General features: G+C 71.5%; 19 protein-coding genes. 7 read left to right on the top strand and 12 right to left on the bottom strand.

Going from position 1 to position 19,847, the window contains the following annotated elements; all coding sequences use genetic code 11:
- The first annotated feature begins 126 nt into the window (after nt 1-126).
- Nucleotides 127-963 carry a PecA family PE domain-processing aspartic protease gene (locus BST11_RS15985; RefSeq protein WP_083138911.1) on the top strand — a complete coding sequence of 279 codons (837 nt, stop codon included), beginning with the start codon at nt 127-129 and terminating at the stop codon, nt 961-963.
- Here the strand turns inward: BST11_RS15985 and BST11_RS15990 are convergent.
- The 4 genes from BST11_RS15990 to BST11_RS16005 form a co-directional block, all read right to left on the bottom strand.
- Nucleotides 946-1,419, bottom strand: coding sequence for a PH domain-containing protein (locus BST11_RS15990; protein WP_083138912.1), 474 nt, complete (start codon nt 1,417-1,419; stop codon nt 946-948). The two genes, BST11_RS15985 and BST11_RS15990, sit on opposite strands and share 18 nt — an antisense overlap.
- Nucleotides 1,416-1,898 carry a 6,7-dimethyl-8-ribityllumazine synthase gene (gene ribH, locus BST11_RS15995; protein ID WP_083138913.1) on the bottom strand — a complete coding sequence of 161 codons (483 nt, stop codon included), beginning with the start codon at nt 1,896-1,898 and terminating at the stop codon, nt 1,416-1,418. Before ribH ends, BST11_RS15990 begins: the two co-directional genes overlap by 4 nt.
- The gene (locus BST11_RS16000) at nt 1,895-3,172 is read right to left on the bottom strand and encodes a bifunctional 3,4-dihydroxy-2-butanone-4-phosphate synthase/GTP cyclohydrolase II (protein ID WP_083138914.1); all 1,278 of its coding nucleotides are present in this window, start codon (nt 3,170-3,172) and stop codon (nt 1,895-1,897) included. Before BST11_RS16000 ends, ribH begins: the two co-directional genes overlap by 4 nt.
- A gap of 216 nt (nt 3,173-3,388) precedes the next feature.
- The gene (locus BST11_RS16005; RefSeq protein WP_083138915.1) at nt 3,389-3,988 is read right to left on the bottom strand and encodes a riboflavin synthase; all 600 of its coding nucleotides are present in this window, start codon (nt 3,986-3,988) and stop codon (nt 3,389-3,391) included.
- A gap of 75 nt (nt 3,989-4,063) precedes the next feature.
- Here BST11_RS16005 and BST11_RS16010 point away from each other — a divergent pair, with 75 nt between their 5' ends.
- Both BST11_RS16010 and BST11_RS16015 read left to right on the top strand, forming a co-directional pair.
- The gene (locus BST11_RS16010) at nt 4,064-4,798 is read left to right on the top strand and encodes an LppX_LprAFG lipoprotein (protein WP_142276383.1); all 735 of its coding nucleotides are present in this window, start codon (nt 4,064-4,066) and stop codon (nt 4,796-4,798) included.
- The gene (locus tag BST11_RS16015) at nt 4,795-6,474 is read left to right on the top strand and encodes an MFS transporter (RefSeq protein ID WP_083138917.1); all 1,680 of its coding nucleotides are present in this window, start codon (nt 4,795-4,797) and stop codon (nt 6,472-6,474) included. The genes BST11_RS16010 and BST11_RS16015 overlap by 4 nt, the downstream gene beginning before the upstream one ends.
- A gap of 19 nt (nt 6,475-6,493) precedes the next feature.
- Here BST11_RS16015 and ribD read toward each other — a convergent pair whose 3' ends face one another.
- From ribD to fmt, 4 genes are read right to left on the bottom strand one after another with little or no spacing between them, the layout of a single operon-like run.
- Nucleotides 6,494-7,522: a bifunctional diaminohydroxyphosphoribosylaminopyrimidine deaminase/5-amino-6-(5-phosphoribosylamino)uracil reductase RibD gene (ribD, locus tag BST11_RS16020; RefSeq protein WP_083138918.1), complete on the bottom strand. Its 1,029-nt coding sequence runs from the start codon at nt 7,520-7,522 to the stop codon at nt 6,494-6,496.
- On the bottom strand, nt 7,519-8,217 hold the full coding sequence (gene rpe, locus BST11_RS16025; RefSeq protein ID WP_083138919.1) for a ribulose-phosphate 3-epimerase: 699 nt from the start codon (nt 8,215-8,217) through the stop codon (nt 7,519-7,521). The genes ribD and rpe overlap by 4 nt, the downstream gene beginning before the upstream one ends.
- Before the next feature lie 37 nt (nt 8,218-8,254).
- Nucleotides 8,255-9,619, bottom strand: coding sequence for an RsmB/NOP family class I SAM-dependent RNA methyltransferase (locus BST11_RS16030; protein WP_083138920.1), 1,365 nt, complete (start codon nt 9,617-9,619; stop codon nt 8,255-8,257).
- The gene (gene fmt / locus BST11_RS16035; RefSeq protein WP_083138968.1) at nt 9,616-10,554 is read right to left on the bottom strand and encodes a methionyl-tRNA formyltransferase; all 939 of its coding nucleotides are present in this window, start codon (nt 10,552-10,554) and stop codon (nt 9,616-9,618) included. Before fmt ends, BST11_RS16030 begins: the two co-directional genes overlap by 4 nt.
- Before the next feature lie 78 nt (nt 10,555-10,632).
- On the opposite strand from fmt, the gene BST11_RS16040 reads away from it, so the two are divergent.
- On the top strand, nt 10,633-11,454 hold the full coding sequence (locus tag BST11_RS16040; RefSeq protein WP_083138921.1) for a class I SAM-dependent methyltransferase: 822 nt from the start codon (nt 10,633-10,635) through the stop codon (nt 11,452-11,454).
- A gap of 10 nt (nt 11,455-11,464) precedes the next feature.
- Here the strand turns inward: BST11_RS16040 and BST11_RS16045 are convergent, their stop codons facing one another.
- From BST11_RS16045 to BST11_RS16055, 3 genes are all read right to left on the bottom strand, one after another.
- Nucleotides 11,465-11,953, bottom strand: a complete 489-nt coding sequence (locus BST11_RS16045; protein ID WP_067319519.1) for a MarR family transcriptional regulator — start codon at nt 11,951-11,953, stop codon at nt 11,465-11,467.
- 136 nt (nt 11,954-12,089) lie between these two features.
- On the bottom strand, nt 12,090-14,048 hold the full coding sequence (locus BST11_RS16050) for a primosomal protein N' (RefSeq protein ID WP_083138969.1): 1,959 nt from the start codon (nt 14,046-14,048) through the stop codon (nt 12,090-12,092).
- A 75-nt stretch (nt 14,049-14,123) separates the two neighbouring features.
- Nucleotides 14,124-14,894: a lysoplasmalogenase gene (locus tag BST11_RS16055; protein WP_083138922.1), complete on the bottom strand. Its 771-nt coding sequence runs from the start codon at nt 14,892-14,894 to the stop codon at nt 14,124-14,126.
- Between BST11_RS16055 and BST11_RS16060 the strand changes: the two genes are divergently transcribed.
- Nucleotides 14,893-15,876 carry an alpha/beta hydrolase gene (locus tag BST11_RS16060; protein WP_083138923.1) on the top strand — a complete coding sequence of 328 codons (984 nt, stop codon included), beginning with the start codon at nt 14,893-14,895 and terminating at the stop codon, nt 15,874-15,876. The genes BST11_RS16055 and BST11_RS16060 overlap by 2 nt on opposite strands.
- Here the strand turns inward: BST11_RS16060 and BST11_RS16065 are convergent.
- Nucleotides 15,873-16,898, bottom strand: a complete 1,026-nt coding sequence (locus BST11_RS16065) for an AraC family transcriptional regulator (protein WP_142276384.1) — start codon at nt 16,896-16,898, stop codon at nt 15,873-15,875. The genes BST11_RS16060 and BST11_RS16065 overlap by 4 nt on opposite strands.
- Nucleotides 16,899-16,972: 74 nt before the next feature.
- Here BST11_RS16065 and BST11_RS16070 point away from each other — a divergent pair, with 74 nt between their 5' ends.
- Both BST11_RS16070 and BST11_RS16075 read left to right on the top strand, forming a co-directional pair.
- Nucleotides 16,973-18,361 (top strand): cytochrome P450, encoded by a 1,389-nt coding sequence (locus BST11_RS16070; RefSeq protein WP_083138925.1) that lies wholly within the window; start codon nt 16,973-16,975, stop codon nt 18,359-18,361.
- Nucleotides 18,358-19,842, top strand: a complete 1,485-nt coding sequence (locus BST11_RS16075; RefSeq protein ID WP_083138926.1) for a flavin-containing monooxygenase — start codon at nt 18,358-18,360, stop codon at nt 19,840-19,842. The genes BST11_RS16070 and BST11_RS16075 overlap by 4 nt, the downstream gene beginning before the upstream one ends.
- Nucleotides 19,843-19,847 lie beyond the last annotated feature (5 nt).

Raw genomic sequence — 19,847 nt, forward strand, 5'->3', positions numbered from 1 at the left:
CCCGGGGCCCCGGTCTAAGCGGGGGCGCCGGGGTGGCGGGCGGCCCGGGCGGCCCCGGCGGCGTCGCCCCCCCTGCTGGGCGCGCACGGCGCGGCCGGCGCCAGCGGTGGCGCGCCCACCATCCCGGTGACCGTCGACCAGCAGATCAACCGGCCGTACGTGGACGTCTCCATCGCCGGCGGACCGAATTCGCAGGTGGTCCTCGACACCGGATCCAAAGGCCTCGTGGTGCCGCCCCAGGACGTGAATTTCGCGACGCTCGGCACGCCCACCGGGACGAACACCGTCCAATACGGCGAGGGCGCGAACCTGCTGAGGGAGACCTATACGACGTATTCGGCGACGGTGAATTTCGGCAACGGGATCATCACCCAGCCGACCACGATCGCGGTCATCACCTCGGTGACCCAGATCCAGAACGGGGTGTCGACCAATTTGCCGGCGTCCGACGGGCTCGCGGTTCTGGGCGTCGGGTCCGGCGGCGCGGGCACGGTGGGCGTGGGCCCGCTGGGCACCAGCCCCGTCCAGGCCCTGCCGGGCACCCTCAACCAGGGGGTGCTCATCAACGAACCCGCGGGCACGGTGCAGTTCGGCGCCAACCCCCTGACCGTCGGCACCTCGGTGACCGGGGCGCCCGTCACCAACCTGCGGGTGTCGGTCAACGGCGGGACCCCCGTGACGGTGACCAACGCGTTCGTCGACTCCGGCGGCCTGTGGGGCGACGTCCCGTCGTCAGTGGGCACCGGCTCGATTAACGGCTACGTGCCGCCGGGAACGGTTCTCACGATCTCCACGCCCAGCGGCGTCGGGATCTACCGGCAGACGATCCTGTCGGGGCCCACGGCGCCGTATGTGGTCGGGCCGACCGACAACTTCAACACCGGGAATTCGCCGTTCGAGATCATCCCGATCTATTTGTCGTACTCCCCCACCAACGTCGGGACGCTATTCTTCGACCTCTGACCGGCCCGGGCGGTAGCGCGCCAGCAGCGACCGCACGGTGTCCATGGCCTCGACGGCCCGCTCCTTGTCGGCGGCCTGGATGGCCATCAGCGGAATGTACTCGTCGTCGGGCAGGTCGATGCGCGCCCACCGCCTGCCGGCGGGAAACGACACGCCGACAACGTCCGACCACGGAATCAGCCTGTACCCGAACAGGTTTCGCACGGACAGGCCCGCCGGCCCCACCCGCAGGCGCGGGCGCGCGAACAACAGCACGCCGCCGGCGATCACCAGGCCCAGGACGGCGATCGCCACCTGGTCGGAGGTGTGGAAGATCACCCCGCTGGAGCGGATCTTGAGCAGCAGGCCCACGACGATGTGCGTGGCGGCGATCACAAACGCTGCGGCGTAGACGATGGGCGGCGTGCGGTGGGGACGCAGCTCGACGTCCCAGTCCTGGTGGTTCGGCGCCGTCACGACCGCGCGCGCAGGTCGCGCAGCGTCAGCGCGGTGGTCAGGGCCGCCCCGGTGGCCTGGGCCCCCTTGTCCTCGGCCGATTCCGGAAGGCCGGCCCGGTCCAGGGCCTGCTCCTCGGTGTTGGTGGTCAGCACGCCGTTGGCCACCGGCGTCGACGCGTCCAACGACACCCGGGTCAGCCCCTGTGTCACCGCGTCACACACGTAGTCGAAATGCGGTGTCTGGCCGCGGATCACGACCCCCAGGGCGACCACCGCGTCGTGGGTGCGCGCCAGCTCCTGGGCGATCACCGGGATCTCGATCGCACCGATCACCCGGACCACCGTCGGGTCGTGGATGCCCGACTCGGCCGCCACCTTGCGGGCGCCGTCCAGCAGGGCGTCGCAGATCTCGCTGTGCCAGGTGCTCGCGACGATGGCCAGCCGCAGGCCGGACGCGTCGAGCGGTGGTACGTCCGGCACGCCGGCCGCAGGACTCACAAAGCACCGCCGAATTCCCCGGGCAGATGGACGGATTCGTGGAAGTCGTCCAGCCCGGCGAGGTCGTGACCCATCTTGTCGCGCTTGGTCATCAGGTAGCGGATGTTCTCGGCGTTGGCCCGCACCGGAAGCGGCACCCGCTCGATGATGTGCAGCCCGTAGCCGTCCAGCCCGACGCGCTTGGCCGGGTTGTTGGTCAGCAGCCGCATCGAGCGCACCCCGAGGTCGACCAGGATCTGCGCGCCGATCCCGTAATCGCGGGCGTCGGCGGGCAATCCGAGCTTGAGGTTGGCGTCCACGGTGTCCTCGCCCGCGTCCTGCAGCTGGTAAGCCTGCAGCTTGTGCATCAGGCCGATGCCGCGGCCCTCGTGGCCGCGCATGTACAGCACCACGCCACGACCCTCGCGCGCGACCATCGCCAGCGCGGCGTCCAGCTGCGGCCCGCAGTCGCAGCGCCGCGAACCGAACACGTCACCGGTCAGGCATTCGGAGTGCACGCGCACCAGCACGTCGTCGCCGTCGGCGTTCGGCCCGGCGATCTCGCCGCGGACCAGCGCCACGTGTTCGACGTCCTCGTAGATGCTGGCGTAGCCGATGGCGCGAAACTCGCCGTGACGGGTGGGGATTCGCGCCTCGGCGATCCGCTCGATGTGCTTCTCGTGCTTGCGCCGCCATTCGATGAGGTCGGCGATGGTGATCAGCGCGAGGTCGTGCTCGTCTGCGAAGACGCGCAGCTCGTCGGTCTGGGCCATCGAGCCCTCGTCCTTCTGGCTGACGATCTCGCAGATCGCCCCCGCGGGCTGCAGCCCCGCCATCCGCGCCAGATCCACGGCGGCCTCGGTGTGGCCGGGCCGGCGCAGCACGCCGCCGTCCTTGGCGCGCAACGGAACCACGTGGCCGGGGCGGGTGAAATCGTTGGCGATGCTGGCCGGATCGGCCAGCAACCGCATCGTGGTAGCCCTGTCGGACGCCGAAATGCCAGTGCCCACACCGATTCTCGCGTCGACGGTGACGGTGTAGGCGGTGCCGTGCTTGTCCTGGTTCACCGCGTACATCGGCAGCAGCCCGAGCCGGTCGCAGATCGCGCCGTCCAGCGGGACGCACAGGTAGCCCGAGGTGTAACGGACCATGAAGGCCACCATCTCCGGCGTCGCCTTCTCGGCGGCGAAGATGAGGTCGCCCTCGTTCTCGCGATCCTCGTCGTCGATGACGATGACGGCCTTGCCGGCCGCGATGTCGGCAACCGCCCGCTCGACGGAGTCCAACCTCGTCATCTGTGCTGCCTTGCTGTCGTAGGGGCCCACGTCAAAGGCCCAAGTGTTGCATCCAGTATGAACCACCGCGGCGCCCCGGTTTATTGCCACGGCTCACTGAGCGGGCGCCCCCGGCGCCGCGACAGATAAACGGCGTGCCCGGCACGCCGGGCGGATGCCCCGCGAAACGTGGCCACGGCTTATGCCTCGGCGAGCGACCGCGTCCGTTTCGGTCGGCTACCTGGACATCAACCGCTCGACGTACTTGGCGATCACGTCGACCTCGAGGTTCACCTGGGTCCCGACCGGGGCGCCGCCCAGCGTGGTGAGCGCGCGCGTCGTCGGGATCAGCGACACCTCGAACCAGTCGCGCGGGTCGGCGCCCAGCCGGGAGACGGTCAGGGAAATCCCGTCGACCGTGATCGAGCCCTTCTCGACCACGTAGCGGGCCACCTGGGCGGGGAGCTCGATCCGCACCACCTCCCAGTGCTCCGAGGGCTGCCGGGCCACCACGCGGCCGGTGCCGTCGACGTGGCCCTGCACGATGTGCCCGCCGAGGCGGCTGTTGACGGCCGCCGCGCGCTCGAGGTTCACCCGGCTGCCGACCCGCAGCTCACCCAGGTTGGACCGGTTCAGGGTCTCGCCCATCACGTCGGCGGTGAATCGGCCGTCGCCCGCCAGCTCGGCGACGGTCAGGCACACCCCGTTGACCGCGATCGAATCGCCGTGTCGGGCGTCGGCCGTCACCACCGGCCCGCGAATGGTCAGCCGCGCGGCGCCGGCGAGGGCCTCGCGGCCGGTGATCTCCCCGAGTTCCTCGACAATTCCGGTGAACATCGCACCAGGTTAGTTCGCCAAAGCGCGGCCCAGCGCGCGCCGCGATCCCGGGGCCGGTCCGCGGCACCCTCTACGATGCAGGGTATGCAAACCCCCCGCCGACTCTCGGTCGTCCTTGCCTTCCTGGGCGCCTTCCTGGGCGTCGCCGTCGCCCTGGTCGCCGGCTGCTCGTTCAGCTCGTCGAAGAGCGGCGGCCCGCTGCCCGACGGCGGGACGCTGGTGAAGCAGGCCACGGACGCCACCAAGAACCTGAAGAGCGCGCACCTGGTGCTGACCGTGACCGGGCAGATCGCCGGGCTGCCCGTCAAGAACCTGTCCGGTGACCTCACCACCCAGCCCAGCACCGCCGCCCAGGGCAATGCCCAGCTCACCTACCTGGGCCAGGACATCAGCGCCGACTTCGTCGTCGTCGACGGTGACCTGTACACCAACGCGCTCAACCCCGGCGACAAGACGATGACCGACGTCGGCCCGGCGTCCCAGGTGTATGACCCCTCGGCCCTGCTGAACCCCGACACCGGGGTGGCCAACGTGCTGGCGCACTTCACCGACGCCAAGTCGGAGGGCCGCGACCAGATCAGCGGCCAGACGGCCGTCCGCATCAGGGGCAAGGTCTCGGCGGACGCCGTGAACAAGATCGTGTCACCCTTCAAGGCGACCGCACCGGTGCCGGCCACGGTCTGGGTCGTCGAGACCGGCGACCACGAGCTGGCCCAGATCAACCTCGAGCAGAGCACGGGCAACAGCGTCCAGATGACCGTGTCGAACTGGAACAAGCCGATGCAGATCAACAAGCCCGCGGGCTCATGAGGCGGCTGGCGGGACGCCGAGTAGCGATCGGCGCGGGCAGCCTGGCGGTGCTGCTGGGCGCCCTCGACGCGTACGTCGTGGTCACCATCATGCGCGACATCATGCATGACGTCGGCATCCCGATTAACCAGCTGCAGCGGATCACCCCCATCGTCACGATGTACCTGCTGGGCTACATCGCGGCCATGCCGCTGCTGGGCAAGGCGTCCGACCGGTTCGGCCGCAAGCGGCTGCTCCAGGTCAGCCTGGCGGCGTTCATGGTCGGATCGGTGGTCACCGCGCTGGCCGTGCAGGTCGGCAACTTCGACGTGTCCAGCATGAGCGTGGAGATCATGGGCCACCCGCTGCGCGACCTGGTGTTCCTCGGCTACCCGATCCAGAACTTCCACGTGTCGAGCCTGCACGTGCTGATCGCGGGCCGCACCATCCAGGGCATCGCCAGCGGCGCGCTGCTGCCGGTCACCCTGGCCCTGGGCGCCGACCTGTGGGCGCAGCGCAACCGCGCGGCCGTGCTCGGCGGTATCGGCGCCGCCCAGGAGCTGGGCAGCGTGCTGGGCCCGTTGTACGGGATCTTCATCGTCTGGCTGCTCCGCGACTGGCGCGACGTGTTCTGGATCAACGTCCCGCTGACCCTCGTCGCCATGGCGCTGATCCAGATCAGCCTGCCGTCGCACGACCGCAGCGAGGCCCCCGAGAAGGTCGACGTCGTCGGCGGTCTGCTGCTGGCCGCCACCCTCGGCTTCGCGGTCATCGGCTTGTACAACCCGAACCCGAACGGCCAGCAGGCACTGCCGAGCTACGGCTTGCCCCTGGTGATCGCGGCGGCGGCCTTCGGGGTCGTCTTCCTGCTCTGGGAACGCTTCGCCCGGACCAAGCTGATCAACCCCGGCGGCGTGCAGTTCCGGCCGTTCCTGGCCGCGATGGGGGCCTCGTTCGCCGCCGGCGCCGCGTTGATGGTGACGCTGGTCGACGTGGAACTGTTCGGTCAGGGCGTGATGGGCCTGGACCAGGCCAAGGCGGCCGGGATGCTGACGTCGTTTCTGATCGCGCTGCCCGTCGGGGCCGTGCTGGGCGGGTTCATCGCCACCCGCGTCGGCGACCGCGCCGTCGCCCTGGTCGGGCTGCTCATCGCCGCCGGCGGGTACGTGCTGATCTCGCGCTGGCCCGTCGACCTGCCGCACTACCGGCACCACTTCTTCGGGCTGTTCTCGATGCCCGCGATGAACAACGACCTGCTGATCGGCGGCGTCGCGGTCAACAACGACCTGCTGATCGCGGGGTTCGGGCTGGGGCTGGTGATCGGGCCGCTGACGTCGGCCGCCCTGCGGGTCGTCCCCGCCGCCGAACACGGCATCGCCTCGGCGGCCGTCGTGGTGTCCCGGATGACCGGCATGCTGATCGGCGTGGCCGCGCTCAGCGCGTGGGGCCTCTACCGCTTCTACCAGATCCTCAACGACAAAAACGCCGCGCTGCCGAGCGACCTGAGCAAGGCCGACCGCGCGGTCGCCCAGGCGCAGAACATCCTGCCGTCCTTCGCGGCGATGTACGGCGAGATCTTCACCGTCACCGCCGGCGTCTGCGTGGTCGGGGCGCTGCTGGGCCTGCTGATCGTCGGCCGCACGGAGCACGCCGAGGAGCCGGAAGTCCCCGAGCAGGAGCCGGTGCCCATTTCCTGAGCGCCTGCGCGCGGGCGGGTCAGCCGGTCTGCGGGACCAGGCTGAGCACCAGGTCGGGGCCGGCGCGGTCGATCCCGTCGAATTGCCAGCGCAGCGCCCGCGCGATGGTGGGCACCCCCACGTCGTCGACCGCCGTGACCGGGCCGCCCACCAGCACCGGCGCCACGTAGGCCAGGATGCGGTTGATCGCCCCGGCCCGCAGGAAGGCGCCCGCGAGGGTGGGACCGCCCTCCAGCAGGACGTCGGTGCGGTCGGCCAGCGCCTTGATCACCTCCACGGGGTCGTGGGTGCGGATCACCATGGTCCGGGAGTCGTCGTTGAGAACCTTTGCCTCCGGCGGTATTTCGCGCATGCCCACCACCACGCGCAGCGGTTGGCGGTGCGCCAGCGAGCCGTCGGCCCGGCGCGCGGTGAGCACCGGGTCGTCGGCCAGCACGGTGCCGGTGCCGACCACGATCGCGTCGGCGATGGCGCGGCGGCGGTGCAGGTCCAACCGCGAGGCCTCGCTGGAGATCCACTGGCTGGTGCCGTCGGCGGCGGCGCTGCGGCCGTCGACGCTGGAGGCGTACTTCCACGTCACGTGCGGCAGCCCGGTCCGCACCTTGTGCAGCCACTCGCGCAGCGGCCCGGCGGCCACCTCGTCGGCGAGCACGCCCGAGCGCACCTGCACGCCGGCGGCCTGCAGCCGGCCCGCGCCGCCGCCGGCGATCGCGTTGGGGTCGGCGACGGCGTAGACCACCGTGCCCACCCGGGCCTCGATCAGGGCGTTCACGCACGGCGGGGTCTTGCCGTAGTGATTGCACGGCTCGAGGGTGACGACGGCGATGCCGCCGGCGGCCAGGCCCCCGGCCCGCCGCAGGGCCAGCACCTCGGCGTGGTCGCCGCCGGCGGGCTCGGTGGCGCCGACGCCGACGACGCGGCCCTCGGGGTCGACGATGACGGCCCCGACGGGCGGATTCGGGTAGGTGGTGCCCTTGACCTGGTAGGAGTGTTCCATCGCCAGGCGCATGGCGGCGTCGAGGCTGTTGACCGACTGGGGCTGGTTCATGCGCGCAGGTGCGGCGACGCGGCAGCGGCCTGACGCCGCAACGCCTCTACCGCGGCCTCCGGGTCCCGAGCCCCGTAGACCGCCGACCCGGCGACGAAGCAGTCGACGCCGGCCTCGGCGGACTGCTCGATGGTGTCCTCGTTGATGCCGCCGTCGATCTCGACCAGGATCGTCAGCTCCCCCGCCTCGATCATCTTGCGCGCGGTGCGGACCTTGCCGAGCACCTCGGGAATGAAGTCCTGCCCGCCGAAGCCCGGCTCGACCGACATGATGAGCAGCGTGTCGAAGTGCGGCAGGATCTCCAGGTACGGCTCCAACGGGGTGCCGGGCTTCACGCTGATCCCCGCCTTGGCGCCGGCGGCGCGGATGTCGCGGGCCACGCCGACGGGGTTGTCGGTGGCCTCGGCGTGGATGGTGACGTTGTAGGCGCCCGCCTCGGCGTACGGCGGCGCCCACCGGTCCGGGTCCTCGATCATCAAATGGCAGTCCATCGGGATCTCGGTGGCCTGCAGCAGCGCCTCCACCACCGGCAGGCCGATGGTCAGGTTCGGCACGAAGTGGTTGTCCATCACGTCGACGTGCAGCCAGTCGGCCCCGCGCACGGCGGCCGCCTCGTCGGCGAGCCGGGCGAAGTCGGCCGCCAGGATCGACGGGGCGATCAGCGGTCCCATCGGAGCCCCCGCACTGCGACGCATGAGCGACAGACTACGCAGCCCGGCGCCCAACCTCACGTCAGACGCGGCGCAGCGCGGCCGCGAACATCGCGTCGGTGCCGTGCCGGTGCGGCCACAGCTGGGCGTAGGGCCCCTCCCCCAGGCCGTCGGGGATCGGCTCGAACAGCGGCCGGGTGTCCAGGGCGCTCACCGGGTGGCGGCGCAGCGCGTCGCCAACCACCCCAACGGTTTCGGCGAGGTGTGGCGAACACGTCGCGTACAGGACGACCCCGCCGGGACGGGTCAGCGCGATCGCGGCGGCCAGCAGCTCGCGTTGCAGCCTGGCCAGCGCCGGCACGTCGGCCGGCTGGCGGCGCCAGCGGGCCTCCGGGCGGCGCCGCAGCGCGCCCAGGCCGGTGCACGGCGCGTCGACGAGCACCCGGTCGAAACCCGGCTCCAGGCCGGTTTCCCGCCCGTCGACCCGCAGTACCTCGACGCCCAGCCCGCGGGTGTTCTCGGCCACCATGTCGGCGCGGCGGGGTGACGGCTCCACCGCCGTCACGCGGGCGCCGGGCGGCGCCAGCGCGGCCAGCAGCGCGGTCTTGCCACCCGGCCCGGCACACAGGTCCAGCCAGCGGCCGGTGTCGCCGTCGACCGGCGCCAGCGTCAGCGCGCGAGCCACCAGCTGACTGCCTTCGTCCTGGACCAGCGCGGCGCCGTCGCGCACGGGCGCCAGCCGACCGGGATCCCCGCCCGGCAGATACACCGCGTACGGCGAATAGCGCCCGACCTTGCCGCCCACCGCCTCGGCCAGCTCGGCGGCGGTCAGCGCACCCGGGCGCGCCGCGAGGTGCACCTGGGGCCGTTGGTCGTCACTGGCCAACACCGCCTCGAGCTCGGTCGCTGCCGCGCCGAGCGCGTCGGCGAAAGCCTGCGCGATCCAGCGCGGGTGCGCGTGCACGAACGCGGCGTGCCCGACCGGGTCCTGCGACGGGTCGGGGGCCAGCTCCTCCACCCAGGACTTCTCGTCGCGCGCGGCGATCGTGCGCAACACGGCGTTGACGAAACCCGCTCGCGCCGAGTCGAATTCGATCCCCGCCTGTTCGACGGTGGTGGACACCGCGGCGTGGGCGTCGACCCGGGTGCGCAGCAACTGGTAGGCACCCAGGCGCAGCAGGTCGAGCAGCACCGGGTCGATGGCCTGCGGCGGCCGACCGGCGGCCGCGCCGATCACCGCGTCCAGCAGGCCCCGGGTGCGGCAGGTGCCGTAGGTCAGCTCGGTGGCGAAAGCGGCGTCGCGGCCGCCGATTCCGCGCTGGCGCAGCAGCGCGGGGAGGGCCAGGTTCGCGTACGCGTCGCGCTCGCTGACGGCCCGCAGCACTTCGAAGGCGGCGGCGCGCGCGGGATCCAGCGGCCGGCGCCGCTTGCGTGGTTTGTCGCTCATGTGGCGCGTGCCGTGGGCTCGAGCCGGGCGCCGCGGGCCCAGTCGACGGCGTTCATGAATTTCTTGCCGGGTGCCTGGACCTGGCCCAGCCGCACCGGTTCCGATCCGGTGCCGATCCACACGCCGAAGCGGTCGGCGTGAATGGCGCCGGGCGGCAAAGGCTTTGGAGCATTCGGGGCAGGGTCAAGCTGCACCGGCCCGAGCTTGATCCGCAGGTCACCGACCATCGTCCAGGCGCCCGGGTGGGGTGTGACGGCGCGGATCCGACGCTCGACCGCCGGCGCCGGCAGGTCCCAGCGCACCCGGGCCGCCTCGACGGTGATCTTCGGCGCGACACTGACCCCCTCGGCCGGCTGCGGGCGCGGCGTCAGCGTCCCGTCGGCGATGCCGTCCAACGTGACCGAAAGCAGCGCCGCTCCCGACAGGGCGAGGCGCTCGAGCAGGTCACCCGCGGTGTCGGTCGGTTGGATCGTCTCGGTGACGACGCCGTACACGGGTCCCGAGTCCAGGCTGGGCTCGATGCGGAACGTGGTCGCCCCGGTCACGGTGTCCCCCGCGGCGATCGCGGCCTGCACCGGCGCCGCGCCGCGCCAGGCGGGCAGCAGCGAAAAATGCAGGTTGATCCAGCCGTGCCGCGGCACCGCGAGCAGCTCGTCGCGCAGGAGCGCGCCGTAGGCCACGACCGCGCAACACTCCGGCGCCAGCGCGGACAACTCGGCGACGAACTCCGGCGAATTCGGTCGCGCCGGCCGCAGCACCGGGATGCCGCGGTCGAGGGCCTCGCGGGCCACCGGCGACGGCTGCGGCTTGCCGCGCCGCCCGGCGGCGGCGTCGGGCCGCGTCAGCACCGCGACCACCTCGTGCCGGGGCGAGTCGATGAGGCGGCGCAGCGCGGGCAGCGCGGGTTCGGGGGTGCCGGCGAAGACGAGGCGCACGGCCACAAGTCTAGGAAGCACCGGATCTTCGCAGCGCACGCCCAGGAACCGTACAGTTGCGTCCGTATATTGTTTCTCATGACTACTATTGCCAGACGCTATCGTTCGGACGTCGCGGCCGCCCACCGCGCGATGTGGGCGCTGGGCGACTACGCCCGGATGGCCGAGGAGGTGATGGCGCCGCTGGGTCCGGTGCTGGTCGCCGCGGCGGGCATCGGCCCGGGCGCGCGGGTGCTCGACGTCGCCGCCGGCTCCGGCAACGTCTCGCTGCCCGCTGCCGCGGCCGGGGCCGACGTCGTCTCCACCGACCTCACCCCCGAGCTGCTGGAGCGGTCCCGGGACCGGGCCGCGGCGCTGGGGCTGACGCTCGACTACCGGCAGGCCGACGCCCACGCGCTGCCCTTCGACGACGGCGGGTTCGACGCGGTGATCTCGGCCATCGGCGTGCAGTTCGCGCCGGAGCACCGGTGCGCCGCCGGCGAGCTGATCCGGGTGTGCCGGCCCGGCGGGACGATCGGCGTGATCAGCTGGACCCCGGAGGGATTCTTCGGCCGGATGCTGGCCGCGCTCAGGCCGTACCGGCCGAGCCTGACGGCGGCCATGCCCCCGGCGGCGCTCTGGGGCCGCGAGGGCTACGTCGCCGGGCTGCTGGGCGACCGGGTCGGCCGCGTCACCACGCGGCGGGCGCATCTGGACGTGGCGCGGTTCGACAGCCCCACGGCCGTGCACACCTACTTCAAGATGCACTATGGCCCGACGATCGAGGCCTACGCCAACATCGGCGACAACCGCGTCCTGGCGGCCGAGCTCGATTCCCAGCTCATCCGACTCGCACACCAATACCTGGCGCACGGAACCATGCGGTGGGAGTACCTGCTGGCCATCGCCGAAAAGCGATGACTAGAGGTCACTAGAGGTCTAGATCCGCGTCCAGGTGAACGTCGGGCTCGCCGCCGGCGGCGGTGAACGCGGTCAGGGCACGCACCAGCCCGTGGCGCTCGGGCGGCGGCATCTTCTCCACGATGGCGGCGATTTCGGCGCGCCGATAGGCGGTGACCCGGCGCACGACCTCGCGGCCACGCTTGGTCAGCGCCGCCAGCAGCTCGCGGCGGGACGTGGGGTGCGGGAGGCGGTCGATAAGCCCGGCGGCGACGAGCCGGTCAACCATCCGGCCGGTGGCCGAGGGTTGCACGCCGAGCAGGCCGGCCAGCGTCGCCAGGTTGACCGGGCCGCGGTTGGAAAGGATCACCAGGGTCCGGAATTGCGGAACCGTGATGGTGTCGTCGACCTGCCCGATCGAGCGGACCGAGATCGCCAGCAGCAAACGGGAGGCCGTCAGCAACGAGTCGGTGATCACGTCCAGCGACTCGTCGGCTGCAGTGGGGTTTTCCGTGGCCATCGTCCCCCTTCGTGCGAGTGGCTTTCGACCGTCGGGCTAAAGAGTAGGAAGTGTAACAGCGCTCGAATACCCAGGAACGAGATTATTTCCAACGAATATTATCGCCGTCCGCGAAGGTCGGCGCGGGCGCGCGCCTCTAGCCGATGTGCAGCGGGTCGATTTGCACCCGCACCGGCTCGTGGTTCTGCCGCGCGCTGAGCACACCGACGCCGCGCCGCAGGGCGACCGCCAGCGCCAGGCCGTCTTCGCGGCGGACCCGCACCAACATCCTCGTCACCGCCACCCCCGCGGGGGTTCCCGCCGGGCGGCGCACCCCCGGCGGCAGGTCCACCGGGCCGAGCACGTCGGCCCCCTCGGGCAACCGGGCCTCGTGCAGCAAAGCATCGACGGCGCCGGCCGCACCGTCGATGGCCGCCATGTGCACGGCCGGCGGCAGGCCGACCTCGGCGCGGGCGTTCAGCTCGGCCTCCGCGTGCCCCACGGGGTCCCAGCGGATCAGCGATTGGACTGTGGGGATTGAGGATTCGGCGACCGCCAGCACCACTCCGCCGTCGCCGCGCGGACGCACCAGGGCGGCGGCGGTCATCCAGCGCCACAGGGCGTCCTCGGCGGCGCGCAGATCCTGCCGGCCCAGCAACGCCCACGTGTCCAGCAACAGCGCCGCGCCGTACCCGCCCTCCGCGCGCGGTTCGGCACCGGGGGTGGCCACCACCAGCGCAGGGCGTGCGGCGACCTCGTCGACGATGGCGTCGCCCGCCGAGGTGACGACCGGTGTGCCCGCGAATGCGCGGCCGAGCTCCTCGGCGGTGCGCCGCGCCCCGACGACCACCGCGCGCACCGCGTCCGACCCGCAGCGCGCGCACCGCAGCGCCGGTTCGGCGCGGCCGCACCAGCGACACACGGGTGTTTTCTGCGGCCGGTGCCCGGGGGCATCCTGCAACGACAAGGGCCCCGTGCACTGCCGGCAGCGGGCGATGGCGCGGCACCGCCCGCACGCCAGGGACGGGACATACCCGCGCCGCGGCACCTGCACCAGCACCGGCGCCCCGCCCTGGAGCGAGGAGCGCGCCGCGCGCAGCGCGATGGACGGGATGCGCGCGGTGCGGGCCGCGGGGTCGCGTGCCTCGGCGTAGCCGCTGTCGTCGAGGGCGATCACGCGCGGGGTACGCGCCCGCACCACCGGCCGCGCCGCGACGATGTCGTGCGCCCAGCCGCCGCGTACCAGCGCGTGGGCCTCGGCGGTCCGCGCGTAGCCGCCGATCAGTGCGGCGCACCGCGCCTGGTGGGCGCGCAGCATCGCCACCTCGCGGGCGTGCGGGTAGGGCGCGCGCGGCTCGGCCAGGCTGTCGTCGGCGTCGGCCCACAACAGGACCAGCCCCAAGTCGCTCAGCGGCGCGAACACCGCGCTGCGCGTGCCGATCACCAGCCGCGCCGTGCCCCGCAGCGCCGTCAGCCAGCGCCGGTAGCGCGCGGCGGGGCCCAGCCCCGCCGAGAGCGCCACCACGCACCGCTGGTCGATCCGCGCCGTCGCGGCGCGCCACAGCGTGTCCAGGTCGCGCTGGTCGGGCACGATCGCCAGCACCGAGCGCCCCGCCCGGATGGTTTGCGCCGCGGCCTCGGCGAAGCGCTCGGCCCATGGCTCGCCCGGCAGCGCCTGCCAGACGGCCCGGGCGGCGCGGGACTCGGCCAGCGCGGCCAGGAACTGCCCGCCGCGGCCGTAAGCCTGCCAGGCCGCGGGGTCGACCGGGCCGATCTGCGGCAGCGGCGGGGCGGCGACGGGCTCGCGCTCCGCCCGGGCGTGGCGGGGCGGGACGGCCAGCCGCAAGACGTCGGGCCGGGTGCCGGCGTAACGCGCCGCCACCGCGTCGACCAGGCGCCGGATCTCGGGGGTGAGCACCGGTTCGGGCGAGACGACGCGATCGAGCCAGCCCAGCTTGCCGGCGTGGTCGGTGTCGTTGCGGCGCTCCAGCACGAACCCGTCGACCAGGCGGCCGTGGAAGCGGACCCGCACCCGCACGCCGGGCTGGGCGTCGTCGGATTGCTCGGCCGACACCAGGTAGTCGAACTCGCGGTCGAGGTGGGGCACCGACAGCATCGGCAGCACCCGGGCAATGGGCTCGACGTCGACGGGGGTGCGCCGAGTTACCTTGCTAGCCAACGGGATCGACAACTAGCCTTCGTCGGCCTCGTACGGGGCGTCGTAGTCGTAGTCGTAGTCGTAGTCGTATCCGGGTTGGTCGTCGGGTTCCTCACGGCCGAAGAAGAACCCGGCGGTGATCAGGACCTGCGCCGCGGCGTACAGCCACCAGATGGGGACGGCCAGCGCGTCGTTGTAGAGGATGAACCGCCCGATGGCGATCATCGCGTCCGACACCGCAAAGCACACCGCGCCGACCGCGGTCCAGATCGTCGGCAGGTCCGCCAGCAGGGCCGCGCACACCATCGCCGTCAGCGCGATCATGTAGGCCGTCACCGGGACCGTCAGCTTGTCGCGGCCCAGGTGCGGCCAGAACCACGCCAGCAGCGACACCGACGCCAGGCACATCAGGACGATGGCGGCCAGTCGCGGCCGCGACGTCCGGGCCAGCGGAACCAGCGCGCCCAGGAAACACAAGTGCGCCAACAGGAATGCCGCCAGCCCCAGCCCGAAGGACATCGTCCACCAGGGGATGGCCAGCAGCCAGTCGCCGACGGCCGACAACAGCAGCGCCGGCATCAGCCACCGCCGCTCGCGCACGATGGGGTGCGCCACCGCGGCGACGGCCAACAACAGTGCCATCGCCGCCTTGAACGGCGGCTGCAGGACCCAATGGCCCGTCAGATCCGTTCCCGGCGGCGAGCGCAACGCAAGCACGGTCAAATAGACGCCGTAGGCGAGGCCCGCCCATCCGGCCACCACCCAGCCGCCGGACACCAGGCGAGGTGCGTACGGTACTTCCATGCCCAGCTTGGACACCACTGAGGAAAACCCTGGAAACCCTGGCATCGACCCCATCCTGCTGAAGGTACTGGATGCGGTTCCCTTCCGGCTATCAACCGAAGATGGTGTCGAGGCGGCGCGTCAGCGGCTACGCGACCTGCCCCGTCGGCCGCTGCACCCCGAACTGCGGGTCGAGGACCGCGACATCCCGGGCCCCGGCGGACCCCTCGGCCTACGGATCTATTGGCCCTCAGCCCATCCCGGGGCGGCCGCGCCCCTGGTCCTGTTCTTCCACGGCGGTGGCTTCGTCGTCGGCGACCTCGACACGCACGACGGCACGGCGCGCCAGCACGCGGTCGGCGCCGAGGCGATCGTGGTGTCCGTCGACTACCGGCTGGCGCCGGAGCACCCCTACCCCGCCGCCGTCGAAGACGCTTGGGCCGCAACGCTGTGGGTGACCGAGCACGGCCGCGAGATCGGCGCGGACACCACCCGGATGGCGGTTGCCGGCGATTCGGCCGGCGGGACCATCGCCGCGGCCACCGCGCAGCGCGCCCGCGATGCCGTCGAGGAGGCCTCGCCGGCCTTGCTCTTCCAGCTGCTGTGGTACCCGTCCACGACGTGGGACTCGTCGCTGCCGTCGTTCACCGAGAACGCCGCCGCGCCGATCCTCGACTCCCGGGCCATCGCCGCGTTCTCGCGTTGGTACGCAGGCGAAGTCGACCTGTCCGACCCGCCGGCGGGCATGGCGCCGGCACGGGCGAAGAACCTGGCCGGCCTGCCGCCGGCCTATATCGGCGTGGCGGGCCACGACCCGCTACGGGACGACGGCATCCGCTACGGCCAGTTGCTGGCGGCCGCCGGCGTGCCCGTGGAAGTGCACAACGCCGAGACGATGGTGCACGGCTACCTGGGTTACGCGGGGGTGGTGCCCGCGGCCACGGCCGCGATGGATCGTGGGCTGGCGGCGCTGAAGAACGCGCTGCACCCCCAGCGCGGCTAGCCCCGGCGCGAGTATTCGCTGGGCGCCACGCCGTGCCAGCGCTTGAACGCGTGCGAGAACGTCGAGACCTCGGTGTAACCCAGCCGGGTGGACGCCTCCTCCACGGTCAGCCCGACGTTGCGCAACAAATCGACGGCCACCGCTGACCGCGCCTCGCTCAGCAGGGACCGAAACGACGTGCCCTCCGCGGCGAGGCGGCGGCGCAGCGTGCGCGGATGAATATCGAGCTCGCCGGCGACGTCGGGAAGGGTCGGGAAAACGCCGGAGTCGCGGAACAGCTTGCTGCGCACCAGCGCGGTGATGCCGCGGCGCTGCTCGATGCTCTGCATCAGCACTTCGCACTGCGCCATGCACGTTTCGAGGGTGTGCCGGTCGGCCTGCGGCAGCGGCTCGTCGAACATGGCGCGCGGGAAGTGCAACCGGCTGTGCGCCCGGCCGAAGCGGACATCGTGTATCGGCACGAGCTCGAGCAGTGGCCGCAGCAACTCCTCGTCGACCGCCAGTTCCGCCGTCACTTCGTCGGCGTACTTCTCGGCCGCCTGCACCGCGAAACTCACTGTGGTCGTGATGATCCCGGCGATGTCGCGCTCGATGAAGAAACCCCGCACGTCGGCGGGCAGGTGGTCGGCGTCGAGTTCGATCACGCAGTCCTCGGCGGTTTCGAACAGCGCGAGGTCGATGTGCAACATCGTCAGCGCGAAGTACCGCATCGCGATCGAAAACAATTCCCGCAGGGTGCCACACGACATCACCGCGAACCCGAACAGCCCGAAATGGGTGAGCGTGAACCGGCTGCCCACGTCGACGCCGGCGCCGGCCTCCGACGGGAGCCGGGCCAGTAGCCGGCGCACCGCTTCGATCTCGTCGAGCGCGCTGACCATCGCGTCCGCCCTGTCGAGGTCGGCGGGGTCGATGGCGGTCCCGGCCAGCACGTCGCGGGTCGGCACCCCGCGTTCGTTGGCCACCTCGCACAGCACCCGGGTCGCATACACCGGGTGCGCGAGCGCCGACGGATGTCTCACGGCTGTCCTAAAGTCCCAACTGTCTGTCCGATAATCTCATTACCGGCGCCTCGCGTCATCCCTACAGTGGAGTCATGGCGACCCTCACCGTCGAGCGCCTCCCCGGAACGCCGGCCGCCCGCCTGGGTTCCTGGACGATGACCCGCGAGGCCCTCACCGTCGGGTTCGATGTGGGCGACCGGTTCCTGGGCCGGCTACGCGGCCGCGACATGGTTCGATTCCGCTGCGCCGGTAGGCGTTTCGTCTCGATCAGCCATCCCGAGTACGTCGACCACGTCCTCCACGAGGCGCGGCTGAAATACGTCAAGTCCACCGAGTACGAGCCCATTCGGGCCACGGCGGGCATCAATTTGCTCACCGACGAGGGCGATTCCTGGGCCGCGCACCGCGGCGCGCTGAACCCGACCTTCGCCCGTCGGCACCTGAACGGCATCGTCGACCTCATGATCGATCCGATCACCGGCGTCACCGACGCCCTGAAATCGGGCGTGGGGTTCGACATCCACGAGACGATGGTCGAGGCGACCCTGCGGGTGGTCGCCAATTCCCTGTTCAGCCAGGACTTCGGGCCCCTCGTGCAGAGCATGAACGACCTGGCGACCCGCGGCCTGCGGCACGCCGAGCGGCTGCAGCGGCTCGGGCTGTGGGGCCTGATGCCGGCGCCGGTCTACGACGCCCTGCACTGGCTGGCCTTCTCCGGCGTGCGCCTGCCGCCGCCATTGCGCGACATGCAGGACATCACGCTGACGCTGGACCGCGCGGTCAACGCGGTGATCGATCGCCGGCTGGCGCACCCCACCGACTCCGCCGACCTGCTCAACGTGCTGCTGCGCGCCGACGGAGGGCGGTGGCCGCGCCGGCGGATCCGCGACGAGGCGCTGACGTTCATGCTCGCCGGCCATGAGACCACCGCGAACTCCATGTCGTGGTTCTGGTACCTGATGGCCCTGCACCCGCGGGCGCGCGAGAAGATGCTCGCCGAAATCGACGACGTGCTCGGCACGCGCCGCCCGACCGCCGACGACCTGGGCAGGCTGCCGTGGACCACCGCATGCCTGCAGGAGTCGCAGCGCTACTACTCCGCGGTGTGGATCATCTCGCGGCGGGCCGTCGAGGACGACGTCATCGCGGGGCACCGCATCCGGCGCGGCACCACCGTCATCATTCCTATCCACCACATTCATCACGACGCGCGCTGGTGGCCCGAGCCGGAAACCTTCGATCCGGGCCGCTTCTGCCCGCCGGACAAAGACCGCCCGCGCTCGGCGTACCTGCCGTTCGGCGGCGGTCGGCGCATCTGCATCGGGCAGAGCTTCGCCCTGATGGAGATGGTGCTGATGGCGGCGATCATGAGTCAGCGCTTCGTCTTCGATCTCGCCCCGGGCCATCCCGTCGAACCCGAGGCAACCATGACCCTGCGGCCGAAGCGCGGGGTGCACGTCATCGGAAGCAGGCGCACATGAGTGTTCAACCCGACTACGACACCCTGATCGTCGGCGCCGGATTCTCCGGGATCGGCGCGGCGATCAAGCTGGACAAGGCGGGACTGTCGAACTACCTGGTGATCGAGGCCGGCGACGGCGTGGGCGGCACCTGGCACTGGAACACCTATCCCGGTATCGCCGTGGATATTCCGTCGTTTTCCTATCAGTTCTCCTTCGAGCAGAGCCCGCGCTGGTCGCGGACTTACGCCCCGGGCCGCGAGTTGAAGGCCTACGCCGAACACTGCGCCGACAAGTACGGCCTGCGCTCGCGGATCCGGCTCAACACCAAGGTGCTCACCGCTGAATTCGACGACGAGCACCACCTGTGGCGGGTGCAGACCGATCCCGGCGGGGCGGTCACGGCCCGGTTTCTGATCAGTGCCAGCGGCGTGCTGACCGTGCCCAAGCTGCCCGACATCGACGGCGTGGACTCCTTCGCCGGCACCACCATGCACACCGCGCGCTGGGACCACGGCCAGGACCTGTCCGGCAAGCGCGTCGCGATCATCGGCACCGGCGCCTCGGCCGTGCAGGTCATCCCCGAGATCGCGCCGATTGTCGCCCACCTCACCGTGTTTCAGCGCACCCCGATCTGGTGCTTCCCCAAGTTCGACGTACCGCTGCCGCCGCCGATCCGCCTCGCGATGCGCATCCCCGGCGGCAGGCTGGTCCAGCGGCTGATCAGCCAGGCCTTCGTCGAGCTGACCTTCCCCCTCGCGGCCCAGTACTTCACCGTGTTCCCCCTGGCCAAGCGGATGGCCGCCGCCGGCCGCAGCTACCTGAGGCAACAGGTCAAAGACCCCGTGGTGCGCGAGCAACTGACCCCGCAATACGCCGTGGGGTGCAAGCGGCCCGGCTTCCACAACGGCTACCTGGCCACCTTCAACCGCGACAACGTGCGGCTGGTCACCGAGCCGATCGGCAAGATCACCCCGTCGGCGGTGGCCACCACCGATGGCGAGAGCCACGAGATAGACGTGCTGATCCTGGCGACCGGGTTCAAGGTGATGGACACCGACAACGTCCCCACCTTCTCCGTCACCGGAAGCGGCGGCCGATCACTGAGCCGGTTCTGGGACGAGCACCGGCTGCAGGCCTACGAGGGCGTCAGTGTCCCGGGCTTCCCGAACATGTTCACCGTGTTCGGCCCCTACGGGTACGTCGGCTCTTCGTATTTCGCGCTCATCGAGACGCAGACCCATCACATCGTGCGCTGCCTCAAGCGGGCCCGCCGCGACCGCGCGACCCGCGTCGAGGTCACCGAGGAGGCCAACGACCGGTACTTCGCCGAGATGATGCGCAAGCGCCACCGCCAGATCTTCTGGCAGGACAGCTGCAAACTGGCCAACAGCTACTACTTCGACAAGAACGGCGACGTGCCGCTGCGCCCCGCCACCACCGTGGAGACCTACTGGCGCAGTAGGCGGTTCCGGCTCGACGACTACCGGTTCACCGCCTGAGCGGC

The sequence above is a fragment of the Mycobacterium alsense genome (assembly GCF_002086635.1).
Classification (GTDB): Bacteria; Actinomycetota; Actinomycetes; order Mycobacteriales; family Mycobacteriaceae; genus Mycobacterium; species Mycobacterium alsense.

What these genes read in the sequence shown, in the direction of transcription:
- BST11_RS16045 (WP_067319519.1), bottom strand. Translation starts at nt 11,953, where the DNA reads ATGGCCACGGAAAACCCCACTGCAGCCGACGAGTCGCTGGACGTGATC.
- BST11_RS16050 (WP_083138969.1), bottom strand. Translation starts at nt 14,048, where the DNA reads ATGCTGTCGGTGCCCCACCTCGACCGCGAGTTCGACTACCTGGTGTCG.
- BST11_RS16015 (WP_083138917.1), top strand. Translation starts at nt 4,795, where the DNA reads ATGAGGCGGCTGGCGGGACGCCGAGTAGCGATCGGCGCGGGCAGCCTG.
- BST11_RS16075 (WP_083138926.1), top strand. Translation starts at nt 18,358, where the DNA reads ATGAGTGTTCAACCCGACTACGACACCCTGATCGTCGGCGCCGGATTC.
- BST11_RS16030 (WP_083138920.1), bottom strand. Translation starts at nt 9,619, where the DNA reads ATGAGCGACAAACCACGCAAGCGGCGCCGGCCGCTGGATCCCGCGCGC.
- BST11_RS16040 (WP_083138921.1), top strand. Translation starts at nt 10,633, where the DNA reads ATGACTACTATTGCCAGACGCTATCGTTCGGACGTCGCGGCCGCCCAC.
- BST11_RS16005 (WP_083138915.1), bottom strand. Translation starts at nt 3,988, where the DNA reads ATGTTCACCGGAATTGTCGAGGAACTCGGGGAGATCACCGGCCGCGAG.
- BST11_RS16070 (WP_083138925.1), top strand. Translation starts at nt 16,973, where the DNA reads ATGGCGACCCTCACCGTCGAGCGCCTCCCCGGAACGCCGGCCGCCCGC.
- BST11_RS16055 (WP_083138922.1), bottom strand. Translation starts at nt 14,894, where the DNA reads ATGGAAGTACCGTACGCACCTCGCCTGGTGTCCGGCGGCTGGGTGGTG.
- BST11_RS16010 (WP_142276383.1), top strand. Translation starts at nt 4,064, where the DNA reads ATGCAGGGTATGCAAACCCCCCGCCGACTCTCGGTCGTCCTTGCCTTC.
- rpe (WP_083138919.1), bottom strand. Translation starts at nt 8,217, where the DNA reads ATGCGTCGCAGTGCGGGGGCTCCGATGGGACCGCTGATCGCCCCGTCG.
- ribD (WP_083138918.1), bottom strand. Translation starts at nt 7,522, where the DNA reads ATGAACCAGCCCCAGTCGGTCAACAGCCTCGACGCCGCCATGCGCCTG.
- BST11_RS16000 (WP_083138914.1), bottom strand. Translation starts at nt 3,172, where the DNA reads ATGACGAGGTTGGACTCCGTCGAGCGGGCGGTTGCCGACATCGCGGCC.
- BST11_RS16060 (WP_083138923.1), top strand. Translation starts at nt 14,893, where the DNA reads ATGCCCAGCTTGGACACCACTGAGGAAAACCCTGGAAACCCTGGCATC.